The following is a 23,087-nucleotide window of genomic DNA, read 5'->3' on the forward strand; positions in this document are numbered from 1 at the left end:
CCTCTCGGTCAGTGCTTCGGTTCAATCTTTTCGATGCGCTCGCATATTTCGTGCAGCCAATCATAATCTCCGGTAAGCGATGCGCAAAGCGATAAATTTTCTAGTTTTAATCGGTTCCATACATATGTCGCGTTAGCTTCCATGCACAGCATTAACTCATCCTGCTCTGCTCGCGTCAACTCCCGCGCTCTGCGTAATGTCCATAACTCCGCCATGCGTTGATGAACGGCCAACATGGTTCCAAGACCCTCCTGCTTGATAAGTTGCTAACATTATGCAGTATGGTCAAAGTTGGGAAGACTGAAACAACCGGACTATCATAAAAATGTGTACCTGTTTTTGCGTTCGCTTTCGTCCGTTAGAAAGGGGTTGGGAATCATGTCCATTGTGATCGAGGCCGTCTACCATCGTCCAAAATTAAATTGGTCTTACGCCTATGACGAGAAAACCGTACATGTACGAATACGTACCAAGCGGAATGACGTGAATCAAGTGTTCGTACATGCAGGTGATAAATATGCCTGGGAGCGTACGGCTTCTTATGTAAAAATGCGTCTTCTCACAAACGATGCATCCTTTGACTATTGGGAGGCTGCCATACAGCCGCCTTACCGGCGCCTGCGATACGGCTTCAGGCTGGAGTCTGGCAAAGAAAGGCTGTGGCTTACCGAGCAAGGCTTTCAACGTAAGGAACCAATCGATTCGGCAGGCATGTTTGAGTATCCCTTTCTCAATCCTGCTGATATTCTAAAACCTCCGTCATGGGTAAAGGACGCTGTGTTCTATCAAATTTTTCCTGAGCGCTTCGCAAACGGCGATTCCGCTATCAATCCCCCGCAAGTGGAATCATGGGGCGCACAGCCGACAGCGACCAACTTTTTTGGCGGAGATTTGCTTGGCGTGATGCAGCATCTGAATCATCTCGTAGAGCTGGGAGTGACTGCGATTTACTTTACGCCGCTTTTTGAAGCGACGACCAATCATAAGTACGATACTCGGGATTATCTGAAGGTGGATCCCCAGTTTGGCACGAACGAGACATTAAAACAGCTTGTAGAGGCTTGCCATCAACGTGGCATCCGCGTTCTGCTAGACGCCGTATTCAATCATTGCGGCAAAACATTTCTACCCTTCATCGATGTGATGGAAAAGGGGGCTGACTCCCCTTACGCGGATTGGTTCCATATCAAGGAATGGCCGCTGCGGGTAAAAGACGGCATTCCAACCTATGAAACATTCGCTTTTGAGCCTATCATGCCTAAGTTGAACACGGAGAATGAAGAAGTGAAAGCCTACTTACTCGAGGTCGCGGAGTTCTGGATTCGAGAAATCGGCATCGACGGCTGGCGGCTGGACGTAGCCAATGAGGTCGATCACCGTTTCTGGCGGTCGTTCCGCGACAAAGTGAAGCGCATGAACCCTGATGCCTATATTCTAGGCGAAATCTGGCATGATGCCATGATGTGGCTGCAGGGCGATCAATTCGATGCTGTTATGAACTATCCCTTCACGACAGCTGTGCTCGATTTCGTGACAACCGGCAAGCTGGACGGCGCAGGCTTCGCAGATGCAGTTGGAGCGCAGCTGGCCAGCTATCCGCAGCAAGCGAACGAGGCTGCTTTCAACCTGCTGGACAGCCATGACACCCCCCGCCTGCTCACACAGTGTGACGGGGATAAAAGGCGTATGAAGCTGGCCGCGCTGCTTCAGTTCACGTTCCCCGGGACGCCGTGCATCTACTACGGCGACGAGGTTGGCATGAGCGGCGGCGGGGATCCCGATTGCCGCCGCTGCATGGTGTGGGACGCGTCCCTCCAGGACCGCGACCTGTTCGAGTTCTACCGCAGGCTCATTGCCCTGCGGAAAAGCAGTGAAGCGCTGCGCACAGGCGCATTACGCTTCTTGCACGCCAAGCCGGGCGATGCGCGGCTTGTGTTTGAGCGCGTTAACGAAAATGAGCAGCTGCTCATTTTCGTTAACGCAAGCAGACGCTCGGCGCAGCTGAGCGTCAATGCGGGCGCCGCGCGCAGCTGGCAGAGCGCGCCCCCCGGCGCAGCCGTGCCGGCGATGGCGCCGGCGGGCGGGAAGCTTCAGCTGAAGCTTCCGCCGTTCGGCTACGCCGTGCTCCGCGCGGAGTAGGCTGCGGCATGCCTCGCGCGCATGCGACGCTGCTCGACTCGGGAGCTCCTTCTCCTACTCCTTCTCCTACGCCGCCGGACGATTGCTCCTCTATGACACCAACTGCATCGTAAAGTTATTTTCAAAAAAAGAGACTATCCATTAGATCATTTCTGATCTATCAAGACAGTCTCTTTAAAACTTTTTAATTAAGGGATGTGGATAACGGCGATTCTATCAATCGGAAAGAAGAAGACAGTACCGTTATTACTTGCAAGCACGACGTTACCATGTTCAATACCAAGAAATCTACCAGTGTGGTTCGGAGTAGTACCGGCATGAATAGTAATGACTGTGCCAAGGCTGATACGAGACAATGTAGCAAATACGGAGCAACTCATCGTTTTCTCCTCCTCTCAAGCTTTATAGTATATAGTATTCTAGCGATAAGTTCTGGTATAGACGAATGATGGAAGGAATTCGTACATTTCGTAGATTAGGCTTTATGAAAAACTAGCAGCAATAACGCTGCAATGACGAACTTCGAACTTCCGAAAAAATACAAAAAAGCCTTTCTACTCTCAACATTCATTGAGAGAGAAAGGCTGGTATTCGAAGATTTATGCAGTAGATTCTTCTTCCCCTGATGCATTATCCGAATCTGTACCTTCGAGGAAAAATTGGACGAGCTTCGCATGCTTTTTCAATGACTTCTCATGAATAAGGTTGATTTTACCATTATCCAAAGCGCCGAAGACATAGATTAATTCCTCATTCTCATGCGACCAGTCAAAGCCTTCAAGAATTTGGAGACAATCTGTCCATTCCTCGTTATACTGCCCATTTGGGAATAAGAAACGGTTTGAATAAAGCGCGATACTTTCTTGGATAACCCGATTCGCTGACGTGTATTGCGCTAGTCCCGGCTGCTCCGGCATCATCGGCAATAAGGTATTGAAAAATTGGTGCAGAATCTCCACATACGTCGAAGGATCGTGGCGTATTTTACGCTGAAGCTCGTAAGACGGCTGCATTCTGCCTGAAAACAACATCGTTGCTGTTGCATATAACCAGCTGAAACATGTGAAATTCCGGTTAAATGATGTCAGGTTGCTGCGCCGCTCCACGCCGACAGCTTTGAGATACACGTTGTGATCAACAACCTGCTGAATAACCAGATTAAGCGGGTCGATGGAATCGAAGGAATGTCCAAGCTCCTTGCTCACCAGCTGTACTTTGGAGTTGATATCCCCGAACAACTGCTGCTCTTCTTCCTCCGTTAAGCCAATATAGATTTGAACAGCAAGCTGTGTCTCCATCAAATCAAGTCGTCTGCTCTCCAGTTGATTAATCGTGCCTTCCGTTTCCTCAACTTCTTGCTTAATATCCGCGTCTTGTGGCATTTTACGCTGTTTTATTTTCAGGAGGACAAGCTTCTTCTCGTAGCGTCTTACTTCCTTCTGCATTTGCTCATTAACATAACCAAGCGCCAGAATACGGTGCTGTCCGTCCAAAATAGAAAGTTTCGAGCCATGCTTCAGCAGAAACTCCTTCTCGCCTTTGGACAGTTGATTCACTTCGCGCAGCGATAGCGTAACAGGTCCGAAAAACACGTGATCCAACTCACGTTCTTGCAGGTAGGTGGAAATTTTGCGTCTTTGCATATTGCTAAGTTTCCGCTGCACCATTGGGTCGATCATCGTATAATTTAGCAAATCCTGGACACGCAAGGCAACGGTTGAAAGACCGAATTTCTCGCAAAACGGATGAATCGTCATTTTAAGGCGTAATCCTTCCATTAGCCAACGTCCTCCTTATCGCTAATTAGGAATGCATTCTGTTCGGTATAAAAGTTTTTGATGAAATTGTACGCTTTCATGATACGGGTACGTCTTGGTAAACGATCTTTCTCGTCACCCGCATAGATCCCGTTCCAGTTCACATGAGGAAGTATTTTCAGAGCATGTTCAAGCGCATAGCGATTGAACTTACCTGTTTTCGTAGCTTCTTCATGAATAAACAAGGCTAATGCAATTTGGATATTTTCTGTCCATACTAATTCGCCTTTAGCTGGGGCCTCTAAATAATTCAACAAGCCGTTGAAGTAAGTCCCGGCTAAGGACACAAGATCCTGCAGATCTTTATCCTCATATTGATAACCGTTATTCCGTGCAGCTGATTTCATTCTGCCTTCAAACAAAGCCACCAAAATTTCAATCAGCAAGTGATAGGAGAACAGATACTCCGGCGACTTGCCGCGTTCAGAGAACATATCAACTGTCAGCTTCTGCATGGCAGGCGCTTTGGAAGCAAGCTCCGTTGCAGCCACATGATAAAATCTGCGTTGATCGCGAAGTACAGCCAGATTACCGCCCAGTTTCCGTGGAAGCTTGTTAATGTCTGAGAACAGTTGGCGCTCTTGACGGGCGTTAATGTCCAAATACGTCATGGTCGAAATCGGGAATGCATACAGACGGCGCAACTTCTCCGTGATTTCTTCCATTTTGTCATATTCCCGGCGATCTTTGGCGCGGGCCATCTGACTTTGCAGCGTTTCCATAATACGCTGGAATGCCGCCAGCCTGTGTTGGCCGTCCACCACATACAATTTCTCAATCGGCTGCAAACGAAGCGCTTGTTGATCATCATCATATTGTCCTGCGCCTCTTGCCGAGAAAATAATCCCTGGGAAATAGATGGGTTGACGATTTTCTAAATACAGATTAACATAATCGATTAATTTAGAAAGATTGCGTGGAATAATCGCACGCTGAACTTCTAAATCAACTTCATAGAGTGAAAACAACTTGCTCATAGGTAATGTAGCTGCAATTGTCGCTTGCCCAAACGTCTGACCCAAGACTCCTGGAATTTCTACAAACGATGAAGGCTTCTGCTCAGCTAAAAGCTCTGATAATGAGGAAATGGCGTCCATATGCTTACCCCTTTCAACTATTAAGGTTTAATTTTACTGAAATGATTTAATATATCTCTCATTCTCCTATTTTTACCAAAATCTCTAACTTTCATTCTACGGTTCGAAGCCAATCGCCTATGCGCCTTGCTGCCTCAAGTAATCTGGCTTCATCTTGCACCAAAGCAATTCGCACAAAGCCTTCTCCTTCTGCTCCGAAAGCGTCTCCAGGTATAACGACTACACCTGCGCGATACAGCATTTCCCGGGAAATTTGTCGAGATGTCCATCCTTTTGGAATGGGTGCCCAGATGAACATGGTTGCCTTGGGGGGCGGTATCATCCAACCCGCATCCTTTAAAGCCGAAATAAATGCATTACGTCTTCTTTCATAAATGTCGGCAACAGAATGATCGTGTTCCATATCTTCCTCTAACGCTGCAATTCCAGCCGCTTGAATGGCTCCAAATACGCCATAATCAATATTTGATTTGAGCGTTCGAAGAGCCTTTACCGCAGAAGCATTACCGGTGAGGAAAGCGATCCGACAACCTGCCATGTTAAAGCTTTTGGACAGAGAATGAAACTCGACAGCAACCTCCTTAGCGCCTTCGATCTCCAAAATGCTGATGGGCTTATAGCCATCAAAAGCCATTTCAGAGTAGGCTAGATCGTGTACGACAAGCAACTCATGCTTTTTGGCATAGGCAATCAAATGCTCAAAAAAAGCACGATCTGCAACAGCAGACAGCGGATTGCTCGGATAGTTTAACAGGATGAACTTCGCCTTGGCAGCCACGTCTACTGGAATGTCATCTAGTTGAGGCAAAAAATCATTTACAGCGCGCAGTGGCAATAAGTAAGGCTCAACTCCTGCCAGCACGAGACTTGCCGAATATATAGGGTAACCCGGATCGGGAACAATCGCGATGTCCCCAGGATCACAGAGTGAAAGCGCCAAGTGAGCAAGACCATCTTGTGAGCCCATTAACGTCAAAATTTCATTTTCAGGATTAAGCTCTACACCAAATCGGTACTGGTACCATCTGGCCACCGCTTCCCGAAAGGCTAAGCTTCCTTCCGATGTTGGATATCCATAGTGCGCCGGGTTGCGCACAGCCTCGGTGATGGCGTTAATAATGCGTTCAGACGGGGGTAGATCAGGACTTCCTATACCTAAATCTATGACATCTACCCCTTGGTTCATAACCTCTCTCTTCCAATCTGCCACTTCCGAAAATATGGCCGATCCTAGCTGACTAAGCCGTTTTGATCCTATAAATGTCATGATAGTTATCCTCATTATGATGTATTGAACATTTAATCCATAATTCCTGCTTGATGAACCAGCCTAATCATAAAAAGCAGGAACAACACAAGTCCCAAATAAGCGGCTCCGAATTGCCAGCGTGTTTTGGCCGGAACCTCATAGTAACGCTCCCCATTGCCGATAGGTGAAAAATCGACCTGAACCTGCAGACCCAGATAAAATCCGCTTTCTTTCTGCACACGGTCTACTTTGACGAGCTGCACTCTTCGGATCAACGATTGTTGCGGTAAATAAGCATGACCCTCAAACCCAATCCCCTGCCAGTACATCACGATTGTTTGCCGTCCATCGCCTGCGCCCTGCAAATCCGTATATGTTGTAAAATCCAGCTCGCGAGTATGATTTTCTCCCGGGATTATGTACCCTTGCTGGAGCAAATGGTCAGCAGCAAATTCAAAGCGGGTAGAAACCGAAACTAACTGTTCTCTTTTTCTGTATTTCACGTATTTCTTATACAAATCCCAGGCAAACATCGCCCAGATGACAAAGAAAATAAGTTGATTGACATAATGATCCAAATAAAAGATAAAGACTAAACCGCCTATTAAGCCCACAATCCATAGCCATCGGGTCACTGCGGTAGCGATTCTCCCGCCATCCAGCGGATGAATCGGCAATAAATTAATTAAATTCAGGTAGAACGCAGCATAGGCTACTGAAACAATGACGGGGGAATTTGTATATACGCCCAAAGCAAAAGCGGCAACACCCCCAAGAGTTCCTAGAATGGGGCCTCCAATCCCGATGAAAGCTTCAGTTGCTGCATCGGTCGGATTCTTTTTCATTGTAATTAATGCGCCAAGGAACGGGATAAAGACAGGCGCAGAGACGGGCAGCCCTTTCAACTTTGCCGCAAAAACATGACCGAGTTCATGAATCAGGATCATCACAACAATGCCAATGGCAAAAGGAAGAGGGGCCAGGTACGCGTATGCCCAAATCGTAATAAACATCGATATGACAGCACCGCCGACTTTGCCAACTTTTAAAAATGCCAAAAGCAGCTTTCCTTGCGATAGCAAGACAGCCAGGAAGCCGCCTATGGCTAGAGGTGACTTTTTGCGTGATGGTTTCTGCTTCTCTTCCAACCGCACCTCACCCCTTTGCCCATGCTTCCTCAAACTCTGCTTCCTTAAAGCCAACCGTAACCTTCATGCCATCCGTCACAATTGGGCGTTTAATCAACCTGCCGTTTGAGGCTAAAAGATCAAGCATTTGGTCCTGCGACATGCCAGGCAGCTTGTCTTTCAAATTCATTTCCTTGTACACCTCACCGGATGTGTTAAAAAACTTTTTGATCCCGAGTCCGCTATCGCTTACCAGCTTGGCCAATTCTTTGGCGGAAGGCGGTGTCTCGAATAACGGTACGTTCTCTGCCACCTCTACGTTATGGGCTTTCAGCCACTTCAACATGCTGCGGCATGTCCCGCATTTATCATAACAATATACTTTTACTCCCATGATGTAAGGACTCCTTTATGTAAGTGTAAAGCTTATTTCATAATTAATTAAAATTTTGGGCTAATTCAAATGGAAAGTCAAGTTATTCGAAACAAAAACCACCCTAGAATTTGGATGGTTTTTGTAAAACTAGTCATTTTATTGTAACCAAGCTTGTAAAGCGGCCAAATCTGCCGGAAGCGGAGCGTTAAACTCCGTCCATTCCCTCGTACCTGGGTGAACAAAGCCCAGTTTAAAAGCGTGCAGCGCCTGGCGAGTCAGCCGTTCACCAGCCTCAGCCGCATCGGGGCTTGACTCAAATTCAGGCAATGTATACATCTTGTCCCCAATCAGCGGATGACCTAAGTGCCTCATATGCACGCGAATTTGGTGCGTTCTCCCTGTCTCTAGCCATATACGGACTAAAGCAGCTTGTGAGTATTGTTCCACAACCTCGTAATGAGTAACTGCCGAGTAACCCTCTGGCGTGACAATGCGCACATGCGGCTGCTCGGGATCCCGGTCGATAGGTTCATTTATCGTTCCCTTCGTATCCGTGAAACGCCCCCAAACAAAGGCCAAATATTCTTTTTTTACCTGGTGCTGAATCATCTGCTCGGATATTTGCTGGTGAACATAAGGCGTCTTAGCGATTGCCAATACGCCCGAAGTTTCTTGATCAAGCCGATGCACAGGGCGGAAACGGCAAGTAATGCCGGCCTGCTGCCAGTGATACACAACGGCATTGGCAATCGTATTCACGTAATGCCCGTGCGTGGGATGTACTATTACGCCTGCCTCTTTGGCTAGAATCAGCAGATGCTCGTCTTCATGAAGAATATGCAGAGGAAGGTCTTGAGGCAGTATATCCTCAGACGTTTCCTCCTCCATGCGGATCTCCACGCGGTCGCCGGCTTTCACCTTGATGTTAATGTATTGCCGGACTCCATTGACCGTTATCCCCTGCTCCGTCAATTTGATGCGTGACAGCAGCTTGCGCGACACCATCAATCTCTTTTGCAGCACCGTCTTCAGAATAAAGCCTTCTTCCTCCGGCGGTACGATATATACTAGCGGTTCATAATAGCTCATGATTTACGTCTAAACACCTCGGCGCTGCGCACATACTCCACATCAGCAATCCCTTCGCGGTGGTTCGCCGTGCGGGCAATCGTAAAGAATAAGTCGGACAGCCGGTTTAAATACCTGCGCACTTCCGGATTAATTTCCTGCGTGCGGGCCAGCGTGACGACCCTGCGTTCTGCTCTGCGGCACACTGTGCGGCATACATGAAGCGTAGAAGAAACACTTCCGCCACCCGGCAAAATGAATCGCGTAATATCCGGCGTTTCCGCATCGTATTTATCGATCCATGCCTCTAGCGCATCCACCATCGCTGCTGTAACTTTGTAGGGACGCAGCTCCTGCTTCAAAAGGGCAAGGTCCGAACCGCAATCGAACAGTTCATGCTGCACTTGAAGCAAATCCGGCAGTAAATCCGGATATTTCGCCGGGTCCATAAAGCTCATCGCCTGACCCACATAACAATTCAATTCGTCTGTCGTTCCGTAAGCTTCAACACGAGCATCGTCCTTATCCACACGACCGCCAATTACACCTGTCTGACCGGCATCCCCGGTGCGAGTATAAATTTTCATTCTTTGACGTCCTCCCTTTGACAAGGCTGTGATACCTTCATCATCTCATAAACGCGCTGCATATCCAAGTGACTTCTAACATGGTCAGCCAGCCTATCGAATGCGGCTTCTCTGCGCTCTTTGAAGCGTAGACCTCCGTCGACAGGCGCAAGCCCCTTCATTTTCCGAATGCGGTTTAACCAAGCCCTCCGGAAATCATCATTATGCAAAATCCCATGAACATACGTCCCCCAGACACGTCCCTGATCTATTGCCGCACCGTCTCCGTGCAGATCCTTATCTGAAGCAAATGCCTCATCATTGGTATACGCCTTGATTTGGAAAGGCATGACGATATCTTTCAGAAACCTTGTCCGCCCCATGTGGATTTCATAACCATCTATGAGAAGTTCAGGACTGCCTTCTTCTATAAAAAGCGACGAGCTTCCCCGCACTTGAACCGTGCGTTTGCTAGATGTAAACACCGTCTCCGTCGGCAAAAGACCTAATCCCTCAAGTTCAGGATGATCGGATTCGTAACCTTGCGGGTCAAGCAGCTTCTCGCCAAGCATCTGATAGCCTGCGCAAATGCCGGCGACCCATCCATTCTCATCCTGTGCGAAAGATTTAATACGCAGTGCCAAACCGGATTCGTTCAAGTATCGCAAATCATCCATCGTATTCTTGCTTCCCGGGAGTAAAACGACATCCGGTGTCCCCCAATCGGAGAGATGGGCAATGTACCTGAAATGAACATCCTGTTCTTCCTGAAGCGGATCGAAATCCGTAAAATTAGAAAGACGAGGCAAGCGGATCACGGCTACATCCAATTGATCCTGCGACTTCTCTGGCATACTCTGTGCCATCTTCCGCATGCGCTTTGAGTCCAAAGAAGCAGAATCTTCATCTTCGATACCTAGCTGAGGCAAATAAGGAATAACTCCAAGTACCGTCTTCCCTGTCCGCTCCTCAAGCCAGTCCAGGCCAGGCTTCAGCAAGCTGACGTCTCCACGAAATTTATTAATAATAAAGCCCTTCACGCGTTCTCTTTCTTCCGGCGCCAAAATCTCCATCGTCCCGACGATCGAAGCAAAAACACCTCCGCGATCAATATCCGCGACGAGTAGAACAGGAGCATCCGCCCACCCGGCTAAGCGCATATTGACGATGTCTCGATCTTTGAGATTTACCTCAGCGGGACTCCCTGCTCCTTCCAGCACCACAATGTCATATTCGTTGCGCAGACGATCTAAGGCATTTTTGACAATCACTTCCGCCTGCGGCAGGTACGATTCCCGATAGGTCCTTGCGTCTAAATCGGAGTATGGCTTACCGTGCACGACAACCTGTGCCACCATGTCCTGCTTCGGCTTCAGCAAAATCGGATTCATATCCGTTGTGGCCAAAATGCGGCAGGCGTCTGCCTGTACCCCTTGCGCCCGACCGATCTCTTTACCATCGAAAGTAACGTAAGAATTGAGGGACATATTCTGCGACTTGAATGGCGCAGTATGCCAGCCATCCTGAACGAGAATACGACATATAGCTGCCGTTAGAATGCTTTTGCCTACATCCGAAGCTGTCCCTTGAATCATCAGTGTTGCTGCCCGTGCCACCGCTTTAGTCATGATTTTGTCCTCGATTCTGCGCCAAAAGCTGCCAGCATGAGGCGCAGCCCTTCGATTAACCGCACATTGTCCTCGCGAAGCCGGATAGCAACACGGCAGTATCGTTCACTCAAGCCTTCAAAAAGAGAGGCGTCTCTAATGAGAATGCCCTGCTGTCCCATATACTTTTGCGCTTGTTTCACAGTTAAACCCATTGGCTCAGGAAATGAAAACAACACGAAATTCACTTCAGTAAACACAACATCTAAGCCCAATTGCCGAAGCTGCCCAGTGAGCCAAGCTTTCTCTTCCTGCAGCCAATGACGGCTGTTCCGCTCAAATTTTTCATCCTCCAGCACAGCCGTACCGATGCGCTGAGCCAAGTAATTGACGCTCCACTGCACTTGCTGCTGCTGGATTTCCCGAATCGCCTCCGGGTGTGCCACCATGAAACCTAACCGAATTCCAGGAATGGAATAAAATTTCGTCATCGACCGAATGACGAAGAGCTGCCTGCTCGTTGAAGCCAGTTTCAAGAGAGAGTGCTCCTGCTCATCCGCCACAAAATCCATGAAGGCCTCATCGAGCACACAGCTGCGACCGCTCTCTATAAGATTACTCAGAATGTGCCGAGGAATCAGCTTTCCTGTTGGATTATTGGGATGACCTAGAAAAAAGAGATCCACTGCCGAATATGCAGCTTCCATATCCTGTTGCTGCAGCTCAAATTGATGAGACGATCTCAGCGGAATATTGTAGATACCGCCGCCTGTTTTATGAATAGCTTCCTCATATTCGCTAAAAGACGGCCTCGCTAACCCCGTTACGGAAGGCTTCAGTACTCTCGCGATCAAATCAATCAGCTCTGCCGCCCCGTTGCCGACCAAGATGCTCTCCATCGGAATTTCATATTTCTGTGCGAGCTTGCTTCGCAATTCACGGACCGCAGGGTCAGGATACTTGACGATATCCCGCCATGCATCGCTCAAAATTTGTTGAACGACAAGAGGGGGACCTAAAGGGTTCATATTCGAACTAAAATCGAGAAATTGGTCCTTCGGCCAGCCGAACGTTTCTTCAGCAGTCCAGAGATCTCCACCATGTCCATAGCGTTCTAACATGAGTTCCTCCCCTTTCTTTATTGAGTTGCAAAAATGACGACGCCCAGCAGCAGAACAGCTTCAAGCAGCTCGTTTAGAGCGCCGTACGTATCTCCGGTCAATCCACCTAATTTGCGGCTTATGTAGGTTGCCATTAGCCAACCGGTTATAAATGTGCAGCCTGCAAAGCAGAGTAATACAGGCCAGATGGCAGTGGCTAAGCTTATATGTGTGAGCCCTAACACTATAGTAGTAGTTAACAGGGCTACTAAAAATGAGATTAGAACATGCCCCCTGCTCACTCCCTGAAAAAAACTGCCTAAGCCCGATTCTTTCCGAGCATAGGGCCATCCCTGAATCGCTGCCGTCATAAACCATCGACTCCAGATCGGAACGATGGCGAGCAGGAAGAAGCCGTCTCCGCCTCCATCCTTCTTATTGATCTCCAACATGGTGTAAAGGAGCGAAAATTTGAGCAGCAGGTGAAGGACCGCCACGATGACCCCCATGGCTCCAACTCTGCTGTCTTTCATGATTTCAAGCATTTGCTCACGCGGCCTGTGGCTAAGAATACCGTCAGCGGTATCCATAAGCCCATCCAGATGCAGGCCGCCTGTTAAAATGACCCAGAGCCCCAATAGCAGCACCGCTGCCGGCATAGCGGGCAAAAACAGGCTCAGGCCTTGCCCCGCCAGGACCAACAGTAGACCTATCACGCAGCCGGCTAACGGATAGAAGACCACGCTGCGCCGGAAAACAAGATTGGTATAATTAATTTGCACCGGAATCGGCAAACGGGTAAGAAATTGAAAGGCTGCGATGCAAGCACGCAGCCAGTCTAGAACAATACGAGCAGTACGCACAGCAATCCTCCCATTACTACAAAGCTGACGCCGTAGAGCATTCTAACGGCGTAGACAATATCCTGCTGCGTCCGCGGCCGCAGCGGCCAGCCCAGGCGAGCGCGCTCGCTCGCCACGCCGCCGTAGACGTTCAGCCCGCCAAGCTCAATTCCGAGTGCCCCGGCGACCGCCGACTCCGGAATTCCGCTGTTCGGGCTGGGATGCAGGTGCGCGAAGCGGCGAATCGCCGCCGCTGCGCGTTTCGCCGAGAGTCCGCGCTGCAGCATGGCGACGAGGATCAACAGGAGGCCGGTCAGCCGGGCCGGGATCCAGTTCATGACGTCGTCCCAGCGGGCCGACGCCCAGCCGAAATGACGGTAACGGTCATTTCGGTAGCCGACCATCGAATCCAGCGTATTCGATGCCCTATACAGCATCGCAAGCGGCGCTCCGCCGATCAGCGCGTAGAAGAGCGGCGAAATCACCGCGTCTACGATATTCTCCGCCACGGTCTCCACGACCGCACGTGTCAGCTCCTCTTCGCCGAGCGCATCCGTATCACGGCCTACGATGTAGCCCGTGTACTTACGAGCGTCGGCAAGATTGCCTTTACGCAGCGGATTGTACACGAGATAAGCGGCATCCTTTAGCCCTTTGATCGCAATCGTGGTTGAAATCAGCCATGTGCAGACTGCGTAGCCCAGCCATTCGTTGACCGCTCGTGCGGCCAGTATGATGGTTAGCACACTGCAGAAGCTTATCAACACAGTAGTAGTTGTAAGAAGAACTCCTTTAAGCCTCAAAGCTGTCTGCCGATCATTTTCTTTGCGCAGCATGCCTTCCATCCAGCGAATCCAACGTCCAATGAGAATAACCGGATGTGTCGGCCATCTCGGATCGCCAATGATCCAATCTAGTGCAATGGCAGCAGCCGTCATCCAGACGATCTCCTGCCAAGTATATATCCACATAGTAATCACCGTTCCATGGTCTTAAGACTACTTGCCCTCATCCAGATCAAATCGATAAGCCCGGCTTTTTAGCTCGATTGGGATGCCAACCGTTACCAGAAATACCTGCTCGCAAACCTCAGCTAAACGCTGATTCATGCGTCCTGCCAAGTCGCGAAAGCTGCGGCCGAGCGGATACTCCGGTACAATGCCGTCTCCGACTTCATTCGTAACCAGAATGAGCCGGCCGCTGTATCCGGACACGCCTTCTACCAGTTCCTCAATACGTTTCATGACCAGCGCAGAAGCCTTGTCATCTCCCTCATATTGGAGCAGCCAGTTGCTTAACCAGAGCGTTAAGCAATCGACCAGGACAACAGCCTCCTCGCCGCTCTCATCCAGCTGCTTCAAGAGCTCGCACAGCCGGAACGGCTCCTCCCGGGTATCCCACGGATACCCGGAACTGAGCCTCATCTGCTGGTGCAGATCAACCCGCTCCCTCATTTCCTCATCGTAGATGTGGGAGGTGGCAATATAAACCCCTCGCTCGCTGCCATGCATTGCGAGCTTCTCAGCAAAAGAGCTCTTGCCGCTGCGCGCGCCGCCCGTTACCAAAACCGCCATGGCGCCTTCGCCTCCTTCTCTTGCCGCCTACTCTCGCGACACGCCTGCGCTTTCGAATGTCGCCATCTCTCTCATGATCTTGCCTGCCGCCTCGATCAAGTTAAAGACAAGCACCGCGCCTGTTCCTTCGCCTAGGCGCATATCCATCTGCAGCATCGCAGTGAGGCCAACCGTCTCGAGCATCTTCGCGTGCCCCTGCTCCTGCGATAAGTGCGAGGCGAGCATGTAAGACGCGCTTAGCGGTGCTAATCGGCTCGCCACGAGCGCCGCCGCCGACGAGATGTAGCCGTCGACGACAACGGGACAACGATTCTTCGCTGCGCCAAGAATCACGCCAACTAGTCCGGCGATCTCCAATCCGCCGACCTTGCTCAACACCTCAAGCGCGTAATCGCCGCTTGACGTGTCTGCTGCGTTGTCCTTCGCCGGGCGAAGCCCGTTCACGTCCAACGCCTTATTGACAACCGACTGTTTATGCAGCATTTTCGCATCATCGATACCCGTACCACGGCCGACGGATATTTCAGCGTCTACGCCTGCCAGCGCGCATAGAATAGCTGCACTAGCCGTTGTGTTGCCGATTCCCATCTCGCCGGTAGCAAAGAGACGGTAGCCCTTTTCAGCGAGATCATCCACAATTTGGACACCTGCCTCGATCGCTTGTACCGTTTCTTCCAACGTTAGTGCTGCTTCACGCGCCATGTTGCGCGATCCTTTTCTGACCTTGCACGAAACCAGGTTCGGATGCTCCAGATCCGCGTTAACTCCCATGTCTACGCAGACTACGTCTGCTCCCGCGTGCCGGGCAAGAACGTTAACCGCCGCGCCGCCGTGCAGGAAGTTCAGCACCATTTGCGGGGTGACTTCCGCCGGGAACGCGCTAATGCCTTCTTCGCAAACGCCATGATCACCAGCCATCACAATGACTGCTTTTTTATCAAACAGAGGCTTTACCTCACCAGTAATCCCAGCAACTTGACGTGCAATATCTTCTAATTTGCCTAAGCTTCCCTGCGGTTTGGTTAATTGATTCAAATGATCATTCGCCTGATTCACCATCTCTGAATGAATAGGTTCGATAGCTCCGATAATTGCTTGCAAATTACTCACTTGTCATTCCTCCGTTGCCTAATCATTATTTTTCAGGCTGTAATAAAATCTGTGGTGCTTGGTTCACAGGGTGCTGAAGAACAATCGGCTCTGTTCCATAAACCTCTGTAATTAACTCGCTTGTAATGATCTCGTCAGGCGTTCCTATGGCTGCTAGTTCGCCGTTATGAACCACCATGAGTCTAGTGCAATATTGTGCTGCCAAATTCAAGTCATGCAGGACGGCAACTACCGTTAACTGTGATTCGCGCTGCCATTCCCGGATGTAATCCATCATTTGCACTTGATACCCAATGTCCAGAAAGGTCGTAGGCTCATCCAGCATGAGCAAACGCGGCTGCTGAGCCATGACTTTAGCAAGCGCTACCCTCTGGCGCTCCCCGCCGCTGAGGCGCTCAATCGTTCGTTCAACAAGCGGTTCCAAGTGCAGCTTCCGGATGATGCCCTCGATCAATTGCTCCGCCTCCGCCGTATCCTCACCCAGCCAATTTTGGAAAGGATAGCGGCCCATTTCTACGACTTCACGAATCGTAAAGCCAATCGGCGGCAGCGCATCCTGCTGCAGGACCGCCAGCCATCTTGCCAGTTCTTTTCGAGAATAGGAGGACGCCGGCCGGCCCTCCAGCTGGACGGACCCCTCTTTTACCGGATCAATCCCGGAAAGAAGACGAAGTAACGTCGATTTTCCGCTGCCATTAGGCCCAATAATGCCAAAAAATTCACCGTGTTTGACATCAAAGCTAATATTTTCAAGTACCTGCTGTTCATGAAAGCTTTGGGAAAGCTGCTCCACTTTAATCATTTTGTTCAACCTCTTAACGTTTTCTTATCCTTATGAAGCAAATAAGCAAAAAACGGTGCGCCCAAAAACGCCGTGATGACACCAAGCGGAATCTCTGTCGGACTAAGCAACGTACGAGCGAGCGTATCTGCCCACAAGACGTAGATGCCGCCGCCAATCGCAGACAAAGGAATAATGAGACGATAATCCGGACCCGCCAACAGACGCACCAAGTGCGGAACGATAAGTCCTACAAAACCTATAACCCCAGCTACGGATACAGCTGCAGCCGTAATGAATGTAGCGACAACCAGCACAATCAGCTTTGTACGCTCTACATTCACCCCAAGATGAGCCGCCTGCCGCTCTCCAAGCGCCAACAAATTCAATGATCTTGCATAACTTAGCAGCACTACTAATCCTATGATTAAATAAGGTGAAATAATCGTTATGTAAGGCCAACCCCGCATCGCCAGGCTGCCCATTAGCCAAAAAATAATCTCATTGATCACCTGCTTGGAAATGGACACCATGAAGGATACAATCGCCCCTAGAAAAGCCTGCATGACGACACCTGATAAAATAAGCGTCTCCATCTTCAGCTTTCCATCGATCTGAGCCAATCTAAGAACGAGAAACAATGAAATTAGCCCTGTCGCAAAAGCAACAATCGGGACAGACCATTGCCCAAACAAGGCCATCTGTAGCCCGAAGTAGATGAGAAACGCCGCTCCGACCGATGCACCCGAGGAGACGCCTAACGCATAAGGATCAGCAAGCGGATTACGCAAAACGCCTTGGAAGGCAGCCCCCGCTACTGAGAGGGACGCCCCAACGAGAATCCCGAGCAAAACGCGGGGAAAACGTACTTTGTTGATAATTTGCTCCGACGATTGCTGCCAATTGACGTCGATAAAGTCACCCACCCATGGAATATGTTTACCCAGGATGCCCGCAATTTGGAGAACCGGAAGATTGGCCGTCCCCAATGATAAACTTGCCAGAATAGAAAGAAGAAGGAGTATACCTCCTACTCCTCCCCACAGCATTAGTTTTCTTGTCATTTATTTCACCAGTTCAGGATAAATGCCTTTCGCCATCTCCAGCAATCCATCCGTCAGTCTTGGGCCTGGACGGCTCAACAGGTTCTGATCCAGACCGATCACCTGTTTATTTTTCACAGCGTCAATGGCATCCCAGCCGCTTCTTGTGCGAATAATTTCGTCAAGTGATTTCTTGCTTTTACTATCAACAACACCATTCGCGAAAAGAATCACCGCCGGGTTTTGACCGATGATTTTCTCTTCGCTGATCTGGTACCAGCCTTTCCCGTCGCCTGCTACATTAATACCGCCGGACAGCTTGATCAACTCATCCATGAATTCACCGCTGCCGACTGTCCAACCAGGGCTGAATTCAATATATACTTTTTTCTTATTTTCTTGTTTCACGTCTTTCACGGCATTGACAACCTTCTCGCGGTCAGCCTTCATCTTGGAGACCACTTTCTCCGCTTGATCTTGACGATCAGTAATTAAACCGTAAGTTTGAATGTTCGCAATGGCGTCATCCAATGTTTTGGGCTCCACTTTAAACACGTTGATATTCAGTTGTCGCAGCTTTTCCACCGTGTCAGTTTTCATCGAGACACCTGTAAATACAATATTCGCATTGGAGGCGATCAAGGCTTCTTCGTTCGGCTTCGTAATACTGCCTAATTTCGGCTTCGACTTCGCGGCTTCCGGATAATCATCAAAATCAGATACACCTACAATATTAGCATCTAGACCAAGGGCGAACAGACCTTCCGTTTCTGCCGGAGAAACAGACGCAATCCGCTCAGGCGCTTTGTCAAAAGTAAACTCTTTCCCCGTAGCATCTTTAATTTTCAAAGGATATGCCGTCTTTTTCGAAGCAGCAGGCGTTGCTGTTGCGGCAGGCGCCTTCGTCCCTTCTCCGCCGAGCTTAGACGGATTCGTTATCTCCGCCTCTTTCTTACCGCATGCCGTTAAACTGATGGCAGTTGTTAAGGCAACCGTAAGGATTAACGCTTTCTTCATCCATTTTTTTTGCATCAAGTAAACCCTCTCTCTAACATTTATTTCGATTGATCCTAATAAAAAAGCCCCTCTGCTCCTAAGGAACAAAGGGGACGATAAATCGCGGCGCTCAGCAACCTGTAAGTTGCCTCCTGATTTAACGCGATCCTTTTCCTCGAAGGATGTCGTAACGGCACCATGGCAGGTATCCTGGCTCTCCGGCATACGATGACCTTCCGGATTACAGTGGCGGGACCGCGCCGGACTTTAACCGGCTTCCCTTTTAAGCGGCAATTTTCTTTGCCGACACCAATGGCTGCAAATTTGACTATCAATCTATTTGTCGATTATAGACGTCTTACTACTTTTGTGCAATTACTTTGAGTACTTGTTTCGCTTCCTCCAGCTTCGGCGCATTGACAGGTATGAAAGCAACGAGCCCTTTCCCTTCAAAGCCTTGCTCCTTCATCCACTTATTCCCTGCAAGCGGAATCCCATACAGATGCTTCTGTGCGGGCTTGCCCTCTTCCGTAATCTCGATGACCCCATCCGGGTAATCTTCAGGCTTAATCGTTTCGTCCAATGAAACGAAACCTGCTTGATTGCTCAATGATTTGAATTGCTCATCAGCAAGAATAAAGATCCCGTTGCCTCCGGCCGCCAGCTCAACGATCATTTTCTCCATGGAGAAAATAGGTGATGTATTCAGCTTGACGGTAGGAACCTCACCGATCTTCGATTTTAACGATGCCTCCAGCTTCTCTCCGGCATCACTCGGGAAACCATTTTGACCCATAACAAATATAGAAACATCAGGCTTCGGTCCGCCGCAACCTGCAAGCATTACCATAAGCGCCGACACCAGCATTACCAACAACAATTTCAATTTCATGTTGTAAAAGTACCTCCGTATATGATCTAAATATATCGATAGTCGCGAGAAAAGTCGGTTTTCACCGACTTTTCTTTCCGTTATTCATATATTCATTTATTTTGAGATCAAGCATCGTGCTGAGCTCCACAACGGAGTCCGATGTCATTTCTTCCCCGTCAAGAACCATTTGCTCCAGCCTACGCCGCAGAGAATGTATCTCTTCTTCTAGTAAGTTTAGGGAGTTACGTTTCTTAGCATGCTTAGTCAACCAACGTTGTCCGAAATCTTGTTCATTAATTTGCATATGTTTTCGATAGGTTGATAGTTGGTATTCCAGAAAAGCCATGCTCATCCCTCCTTACTACAAGAATACCAGTTTTCAAGCATAATTAACATAGATTTTTCGAGCAGAATTACAATTTTCTCAGAAATTTTCCTATTCTCTCCAATGCTTCGTTCAATTGAGAAACGCTATAAGCATAAGAGCAGCGCAGGAAGCCTTCTCCGCCTAAGCCAAACACATCACCAGGTACGGCAGCGACCTTAGCTTCGAACAAAAGCCTCTGAGCAAATTCATCTGATGTTAGTCCAGTAGCAACTATACTTGGGAATGCATAGAACGCGCCCTGTGGTTCATGGCACTCAAGCCCAATGTCACGGAAGCCTTTGACGACCAGACGTCTCCTTTGATTATAGGACTCTATCATACGGTCCTTCTCTTCCAAACCATTCGTCAAAGCCTCGTGTGCGGCTACTTGACCCATAACCGGTGCACACATGACAGTGTATTGATGGATTTTGGTCATAGCCGAAATAAGTTCTTGATGGCCGCAAGCATAGCCCATTCTCCAACCTGTCATTGCAAAAGCCTTGGAGAACCCGCTAACCAGGATCGTGCGGTCTTTCATGCCAGGGACAGCCGCAAAACTCACATGCTTCTGACCGTAAGTTAATTCCGCATAAATTTCATCCGAAATGACAATGAGATCATTCTCTTCCACTACTTTTGCAATCGGCAGCCAATCCTCATAAGTCATAATTCCGCCTGTCGGATTGCTAGGATAGCATAGGATTAAAATTTTGGAACGCGGTGTAATCGCATCGCGGAGCGCCTTCTCCGTTAGTTTGAACTGATCCTTCGCGAAGGTTTCGATCCCAACGGGAACACCGCCGCTAATACTCGTAATTGGCGAATAGGAGATGTAACAAGGCTCCGGAATCAGAATCTCATCCCCGGGGGTGATCAAGGCACGCAGTGCCAAGTCAATGGCTTCACTGCCTCCGACGGTCACTAGGACTTCATTCGACGGCTCATATTTCACCTTGAATGACGTATACAAATACTCGGCAATGGCTTCACGAAGCTCTGGGATACCTGAGTTTGGCGTGTATTTTGTTCTGCCGCGCTCCAAGGAATATACCGCTGCTTCGCGGACGTGCCACGGAGTTGAGAAATCCGGTTCGCCAACGCCGAGAGAAATAATATCGTCTTTGCTGTTGCTCACCAAATCAAAAAACTTCCGAATACCTGAAGGCTTCATTTCGCGTACGGCAGGAGCGAGATAATTCTGCATCGATTTTTCTTTGCTCGGTTGGATTGTTGTCTCATTATTGATCATGGCGTTACCTCTTCCTTACGGAGAGACCAGCATCCGATGATCATCTGCTTGATCCTCGAAAATGATGCCGTCTTGTTTGTATTTTTTCAAAATAAAATTCGTTTTGGTTGAAAGCACGCGATCAATCGGTGATAGCTTGTTAGATACGAAAGAAGCGACTTGTTTAAGCGAATTTCCTTCGACTTCAACAAGTAAATCATAAGCGCCAGACATAAGATACACTGATTTGACTTCGGGATATAAGTAGATCCGTTCCGCAATAGCGTCGAACCCGCGTCCGCGTTCAGGCGTAATTTGCACTTCAATCAGGGCGGTAACCTTTTCGTCATCCACTTTACTCCAGTTTACAACTGTGGCGTACTTGACGATGACCTTATCCGCTTCCATCTCGCTTATCGCTCGCGCCACCTCGGCCTCCGCCGTTCCTAACATTGTGGCGATGAGTTCCGCACTCCGGCGGGCGTCTTCCTTCAGTAGTTCGAGAATTTTAAGCTTCAAAGCATCCATGGTTAACCAACCTTTCTGAGATCATAATCGTTCATCCTTTAATCTTACAATGAATTGCTGTCCTAATTCAATTACTCCGCTTATCTAATTTTCAGATAATTTGTGTATAGACGAAATTTCCTGGCGTACAACAAAGAAAAGCCGCCTGAGACACAGGCAGCTTAAAATTTTAAAGCGTTAGGATTGTGCGTCAACCATACCAAACTTGGATTCGGCTTTCAGCAGTTTGGACACCATATGCTCGATTTCACGATGCTCATACGTAGGACGCACATGAATATTAGGCTCCCCAGCCATACAGCCAATTCCGACAAGCGTATTTTCATCATAAACTGAAATTACATTCTTGGACTGTAGACGGTCCCAGTTAACTTGACTTTGTGCCCCTGACGATATGCATTCTTTTGTATATGATTGTATGAACTCATGTAATTGTTCATTTTCCGGATATGCATTAATATAGGCTAATTTCAAGATAATCCACCTCTCTGCATGCGTGTTATTACTTCTATAATTATACTCAAACATGAATTTTTATTCAACATTTTTCTTGATTTGTATAAAAAAAATACGGCCGCCGGATGTTAAATCCCTTTAGCCATATTCTATGCATACCGATTATTCAAAAAGGTCCATACTCAAATATCTTTCACCTGTATCCGGTGCGATGCATAGCACCCTTTTTCCTGCTCCCAGCTTGCGGGCAACCTGCAGCCCCGTCCATACCGATGCACCGGCAGAGGGCCCAACCAGGATGCCTTCTTTGCTTGCCAAATCTCTCATAATTCGAATGGCGTCTTCATCGGCCACTTGAACGATTTGATCGTAGACGCTTGTGTTCAAAATAGCCGGCACGAAGCCAGGGCTCGTACCAACAAGCTTGTGAGGCCCCGGGCTTCCTCCAGATAAAACGGGAGAACCCTTCGGTTCAACCACATAAATTTGGATGTCCGGCAGCTTCTCACGGAGCACCTCCCCCGTTCCGGTGATGGTTCCTCCGGTGCCTGAGGTTGCGATGAATGCATCCAACCGCCCCTCCATTTGCTCCAAAATTTCAGGAGCGGTCGTGACTCGGTGAATGCTCGGATTCGCCGGATTCTCAAACTGCTGAGGGATAAAGCTATTCGGTATTTGATCCCTCAGCTCTTTCGCTTTGGCGATGGCGCCCGGCATTCGCAGCGCAGCGGGAGTAAGATAAACCTCTGCGCCATAAGCCTTGAGCAAATTAATTCGTTCTTTGGTCATATTATCCGGCATGATGAGAATGGCTCTATAGCCTTTGGCTGCGGCATTCATCGCCAAACCAATGCCAGTATTGCCGCTCGTTGGCTCAATAATAGTTGCGCCAGGACGGAGCAATCCATCTTTCTCCGCCTGCTCGATTAGATTAAAAGCCGCCCGGTCTTTCACGCTGCCGCTTGGGTTAAAATATTCAAGCTTTACATACAATTCCGCATCGCCAGGCTCAACCAAGCGATTAATACGCACCGCAGGCGTATCACCGATTAGCTCGGTTATGCTTTTCACCATTTTTTTATGTGTCAAGGGTTTCCCCCTCCTCTTCCCAATGACCGACTCTATCCACATTTTTATCG

General features: G+C 48.8%; 25 protein-coding genes and 1 riboswitch. Of the genes, 1 reads left to right on the forward strand and 24 read right to left on the reverse strand.

Features of this window, described 5'->3' with window-relative positions:
* Nucleotides 1-8 precede the first annotated feature (8 nt).
* The gene (locus J2Z65_RS07835; protein WP_167061928.1) at nt 9-236 is read right to left on the reverse strand and encodes a DUF7667 family protein; all 228 of its coding nucleotides are present in this window, start codon (nt 234-236) and stop codon (nt 9-11) included.
* A gap of 148 nt (nt 237-384) precedes the next feature.
* On the opposite strand from J2Z65_RS07835, the gene J2Z65_RS07840 reads away from it, so the two are divergent.
* Complete coding sequence (locus J2Z65_RS07840; protein WP_167062779.1) at nt 385-2,139, forward strand: alpha amylase N-terminal ig-like domain-containing protein; 1,755 nt, start codon at nt 385-387, stop codon at nt 2,137-2,139.
* A gap of 188 nt (nt 2,140-2,327) precedes the next feature.
* Here the strand turns inward: J2Z65_RS07840 and J2Z65_RS07845 are convergent, their stop codons facing one another.
* The 23 genes from J2Z65_RS07845 to cysK all read right to left on the reverse strand — a co-directional run bounded on the left by J2Z65_RS07845 (nt 2,328) and on the right by cysK (nt 23,022).
* Nucleotides 2,328-2,519 (reverse strand): hypothetical protein, encoded by a 192-nt coding sequence (locus tag J2Z65_RS07845; protein ID WP_167061931.1) that lies wholly within the window; start codon nt 2,517-2,519, stop codon nt 2,328-2,330.
* Nucleotides 2,520-2,738: 219 nt separating this feature from the next.
* Nucleotides 2,739-3,917, reverse strand: coding sequence for a DNA sulfur modification protein DndB (locus tag J2Z65_RS07850; RefSeq protein ID WP_167061934.1), 1,179 nt, complete (start codon nt 3,915-3,917; stop codon nt 2,739-2,741).
* Nucleotides 3,917-5,053 carry a DNA sulfur modification protein DndB gene (locus J2Z65_RS07855; protein ID WP_167061937.1) on the reverse strand — a complete coding sequence of 379 codons (1,137 nt, stop codon included), beginning with the start codon at nt 5,051-5,053 and terminating at the stop codon, nt 3,917-3,919. The genes J2Z65_RS07850 and J2Z65_RS07855 overlap by 1 nt, the downstream gene beginning before the upstream one ends.
* 91 nt (nt 5,054-5,144) lie before the next feature.
* Nucleotides 5,145-6,320, reverse strand: coding sequence for an aminotransferase class I/II-fold pyridoxal phosphate-dependent enzyme (locus tag J2Z65_RS07860; RefSeq protein WP_167061940.1), 1,176 nt, complete (start codon nt 6,318-6,320; stop codon nt 5,145-5,147).
* A gap of 32 nt (nt 6,321-6,352) precedes the next feature.
* Entirely contained in the window at nt 6,353-7,456 is a 1,104-nt protein-coding gene (locus tag J2Z65_RS07865) for a site-2 protease family protein (RefSeq protein WP_420850848.1), read from the reverse strand.
* Nucleotide 7,457: 1 nt separating this feature from the next.
* On the reverse strand, nt 7,458-7,823 hold the full coding sequence (locus tag J2Z65_RS07870; protein ID WP_167061946.1) for an arsenate reductase family protein: 366 nt from the start codon (nt 7,821-7,823) through the stop codon (nt 7,458-7,460).
* 138 nt (nt 7,824-7,961) lie between these two features.
* Entirely contained in the window at nt 7,962-8,894 is a 933-nt protein-coding gene (locus J2Z65_RS07875) for an RluA family pseudouridine synthase (RefSeq protein WP_167061950.1), read from the reverse strand.
* Nucleotides 8,891-9,460 carry a cob(I)yrinic acid a,c-diamide adenosyltransferase gene (locus J2Z65_RS07880; RefSeq protein WP_127457300.1) on the reverse strand — a complete coding sequence of 190 codons (570 nt, stop codon included), beginning with the start codon at nt 9,458-9,460 and terminating at the stop codon, nt 8,891-8,893. The genes J2Z65_RS07875 and J2Z65_RS07880 overlap by 4 nt, the downstream gene beginning before the upstream one ends.
* The gene (locus J2Z65_RS07885; RefSeq protein ID WP_167061953.1) at nt 9,457-11,067 is read right to left on the reverse strand and encodes a cobyric acid synthase; all 1,611 of its coding nucleotides are present in this window, start codon (nt 11,065-11,067) and stop codon (nt 9,457-9,459) included. The genes J2Z65_RS07880 and J2Z65_RS07885 overlap by 4 nt, the downstream gene beginning before the upstream one ends.
* Nucleotides 11,064-12,167: a threonine-phosphate decarboxylase CobD gene (gene cobD / locus J2Z65_RS07890; protein WP_167061956.1), complete on the reverse strand. Its 1,104-nt coding sequence runs from the start codon at nt 12,165-12,167 to the stop codon at nt 11,064-11,066. Before cobD ends, J2Z65_RS07885 begins: the two co-directional genes overlap by 4 nt.
* A 17-nt stretch (nt 12,168-12,184) precedes the next feature.
* On the reverse strand, nt 12,185-13,009 hold the full coding sequence (gene cobS / locus J2Z65_RS07895; protein WP_167061959.1) for an adenosylcobinamide-GDP ribazoletransferase: 825 nt from the start codon (nt 13,007-13,009) through the stop codon (nt 12,185-12,187).
* The gene (cbiB, locus tag J2Z65_RS07900; RefSeq protein ID WP_167061963.1) at nt 12,985-13,959 is read right to left on the reverse strand and encodes an adenosylcobinamide-phosphate synthase CbiB; all 975 of its coding nucleotides are present in this window, start codon (nt 13,957-13,959) and stop codon (nt 12,985-12,987) included. The genes cobS and cbiB overlap by 25 nt, the downstream gene beginning before the upstream one ends.
* Nucleotides 13,960-13,986: 27 nt before the next feature.
* Nucleotides 13,987-14,562, reverse strand: a complete 576-nt coding sequence (gene cobU / locus J2Z65_RS07905; protein WP_167061966.1) for a bifunctional adenosylcobinamide kinase/adenosylcobinamide-phosphate guanylyltransferase — start codon at nt 14,560-14,562, stop codon at nt 13,987-13,989.
* 27 nt (nt 14,563-14,589) lie between these two features.
* A complete protein-coding gene (cobT, locus tag J2Z65_RS07910) occupies nt 14,590-15,672 on the reverse strand; it encodes a nicotinate-nucleotide--dimethylbenzimidazole phosphoribosyltransferase (RefSeq protein WP_167061968.1) in 1,083 nt (360 codons plus the stop codon).
* A gap of 25 nt (nt 15,673-15,697) precedes the next feature.
* Nucleotides 15,698-16,474 carry a heme ABC transporter ATP-binding protein gene (locus J2Z65_RS07915; RefSeq protein ID WP_167061974.1) on the reverse strand — a complete coding sequence of 259 codons (777 nt, stop codon included), beginning with the start codon at nt 16,472-16,474 and terminating at the stop codon, nt 15,698-15,700.
* A 5-nt stretch (nt 16,475-16,479) separates the two neighbouring features.
* Entirely contained in the window at nt 16,480-17,517 is a 1,038-nt protein-coding gene (locus tag J2Z65_RS07920; protein WP_167061977.1) for a FecCD family ABC transporter permease, read from the reverse strand.
* On the reverse strand, nt 17,518-18,528 hold the full coding sequence (locus J2Z65_RS07925) for an ABC transporter substrate-binding protein (RefSeq protein ID WP_167061981.1): 1,011 nt from the start codon (nt 18,526-18,528) through the stop codon (nt 17,518-17,520). It lies immediately after the preceding gene.
* Between the two features lie 148 nt (nt 18,529-18,676).
* Nucleotides 18,677-18,821: riboswitch (cobalamin riboswitch) on the reverse strand.
* A gap of 32 nt (nt 18,822-18,853) precedes the next feature.
* Complete coding sequence (locus tag J2Z65_RS07930; RefSeq protein ID WP_167061983.1) at nt 18,854-19,384, reverse strand: hypothetical protein; 531 nt, start codon at nt 19,382-19,384, stop codon at nt 18,854-18,856.
* Between the two features lie 61 nt (nt 19,385-19,445).
* The gene (locus J2Z65_RS07935) at nt 19,446-19,712 is read right to left on the reverse strand and encodes an aspartyl-phosphate phosphatase Spo0E family protein (protein WP_167061986.1); all 267 of its coding nucleotides are present in this window, start codon (nt 19,710-19,712) and stop codon (nt 19,446-19,448) included.
* A gap of 67 nt (nt 19,713-19,779) precedes the next feature.
* Nucleotides 19,780-20,985, reverse strand: a complete 1,206-nt coding sequence (locus J2Z65_RS07940; protein ID WP_167061988.1) for an aminotransferase class I/II-fold pyridoxal phosphate-dependent enzyme — start codon at nt 20,983-20,985, stop codon at nt 19,780-19,782.
* 15 nt (nt 20,986-21,000) lie between these two features.
* Nucleotides 21,001-21,492: an Lrp/AsnC family transcriptional regulator gene (locus J2Z65_RS07945; RefSeq protein ID WP_167061990.1), complete on the reverse strand. Its 492-nt coding sequence runs from the start codon at nt 21,490-21,492 to the stop codon at nt 21,001-21,003.
* A gap of 177 nt (nt 21,493-21,669) precedes the next feature.
* Complete coding sequence (locus J2Z65_RS07950) at nt 21,670-21,966, reverse strand: hypothetical protein (protein ID WP_167061992.1); 297 nt, start codon at nt 21,964-21,966, stop codon at nt 21,670-21,672.
* 144 nt (nt 21,967-22,110) lie between these two features.
* Nucleotides 22,111-23,022, reverse strand: a complete 912-nt coding sequence (cysK, locus tag J2Z65_RS07955) for a cysteine synthase A (protein ID WP_193581028.1) — start codon at nt 23,020-23,022, stop codon at nt 22,111-22,113.
* Nucleotides 23,023-23,087 lie beyond the last annotated feature (65 nt).

It is taken from the genome of Paenibacillus aceris (genome assembly GCF_017874035.1).
GTDB classification, from domain to species: domain Bacteria; phylum Bacillota; class Bacilli; order Paenibacillales; family NBRC-103111; genus Paenibacillus_E; species Paenibacillus_E aceris.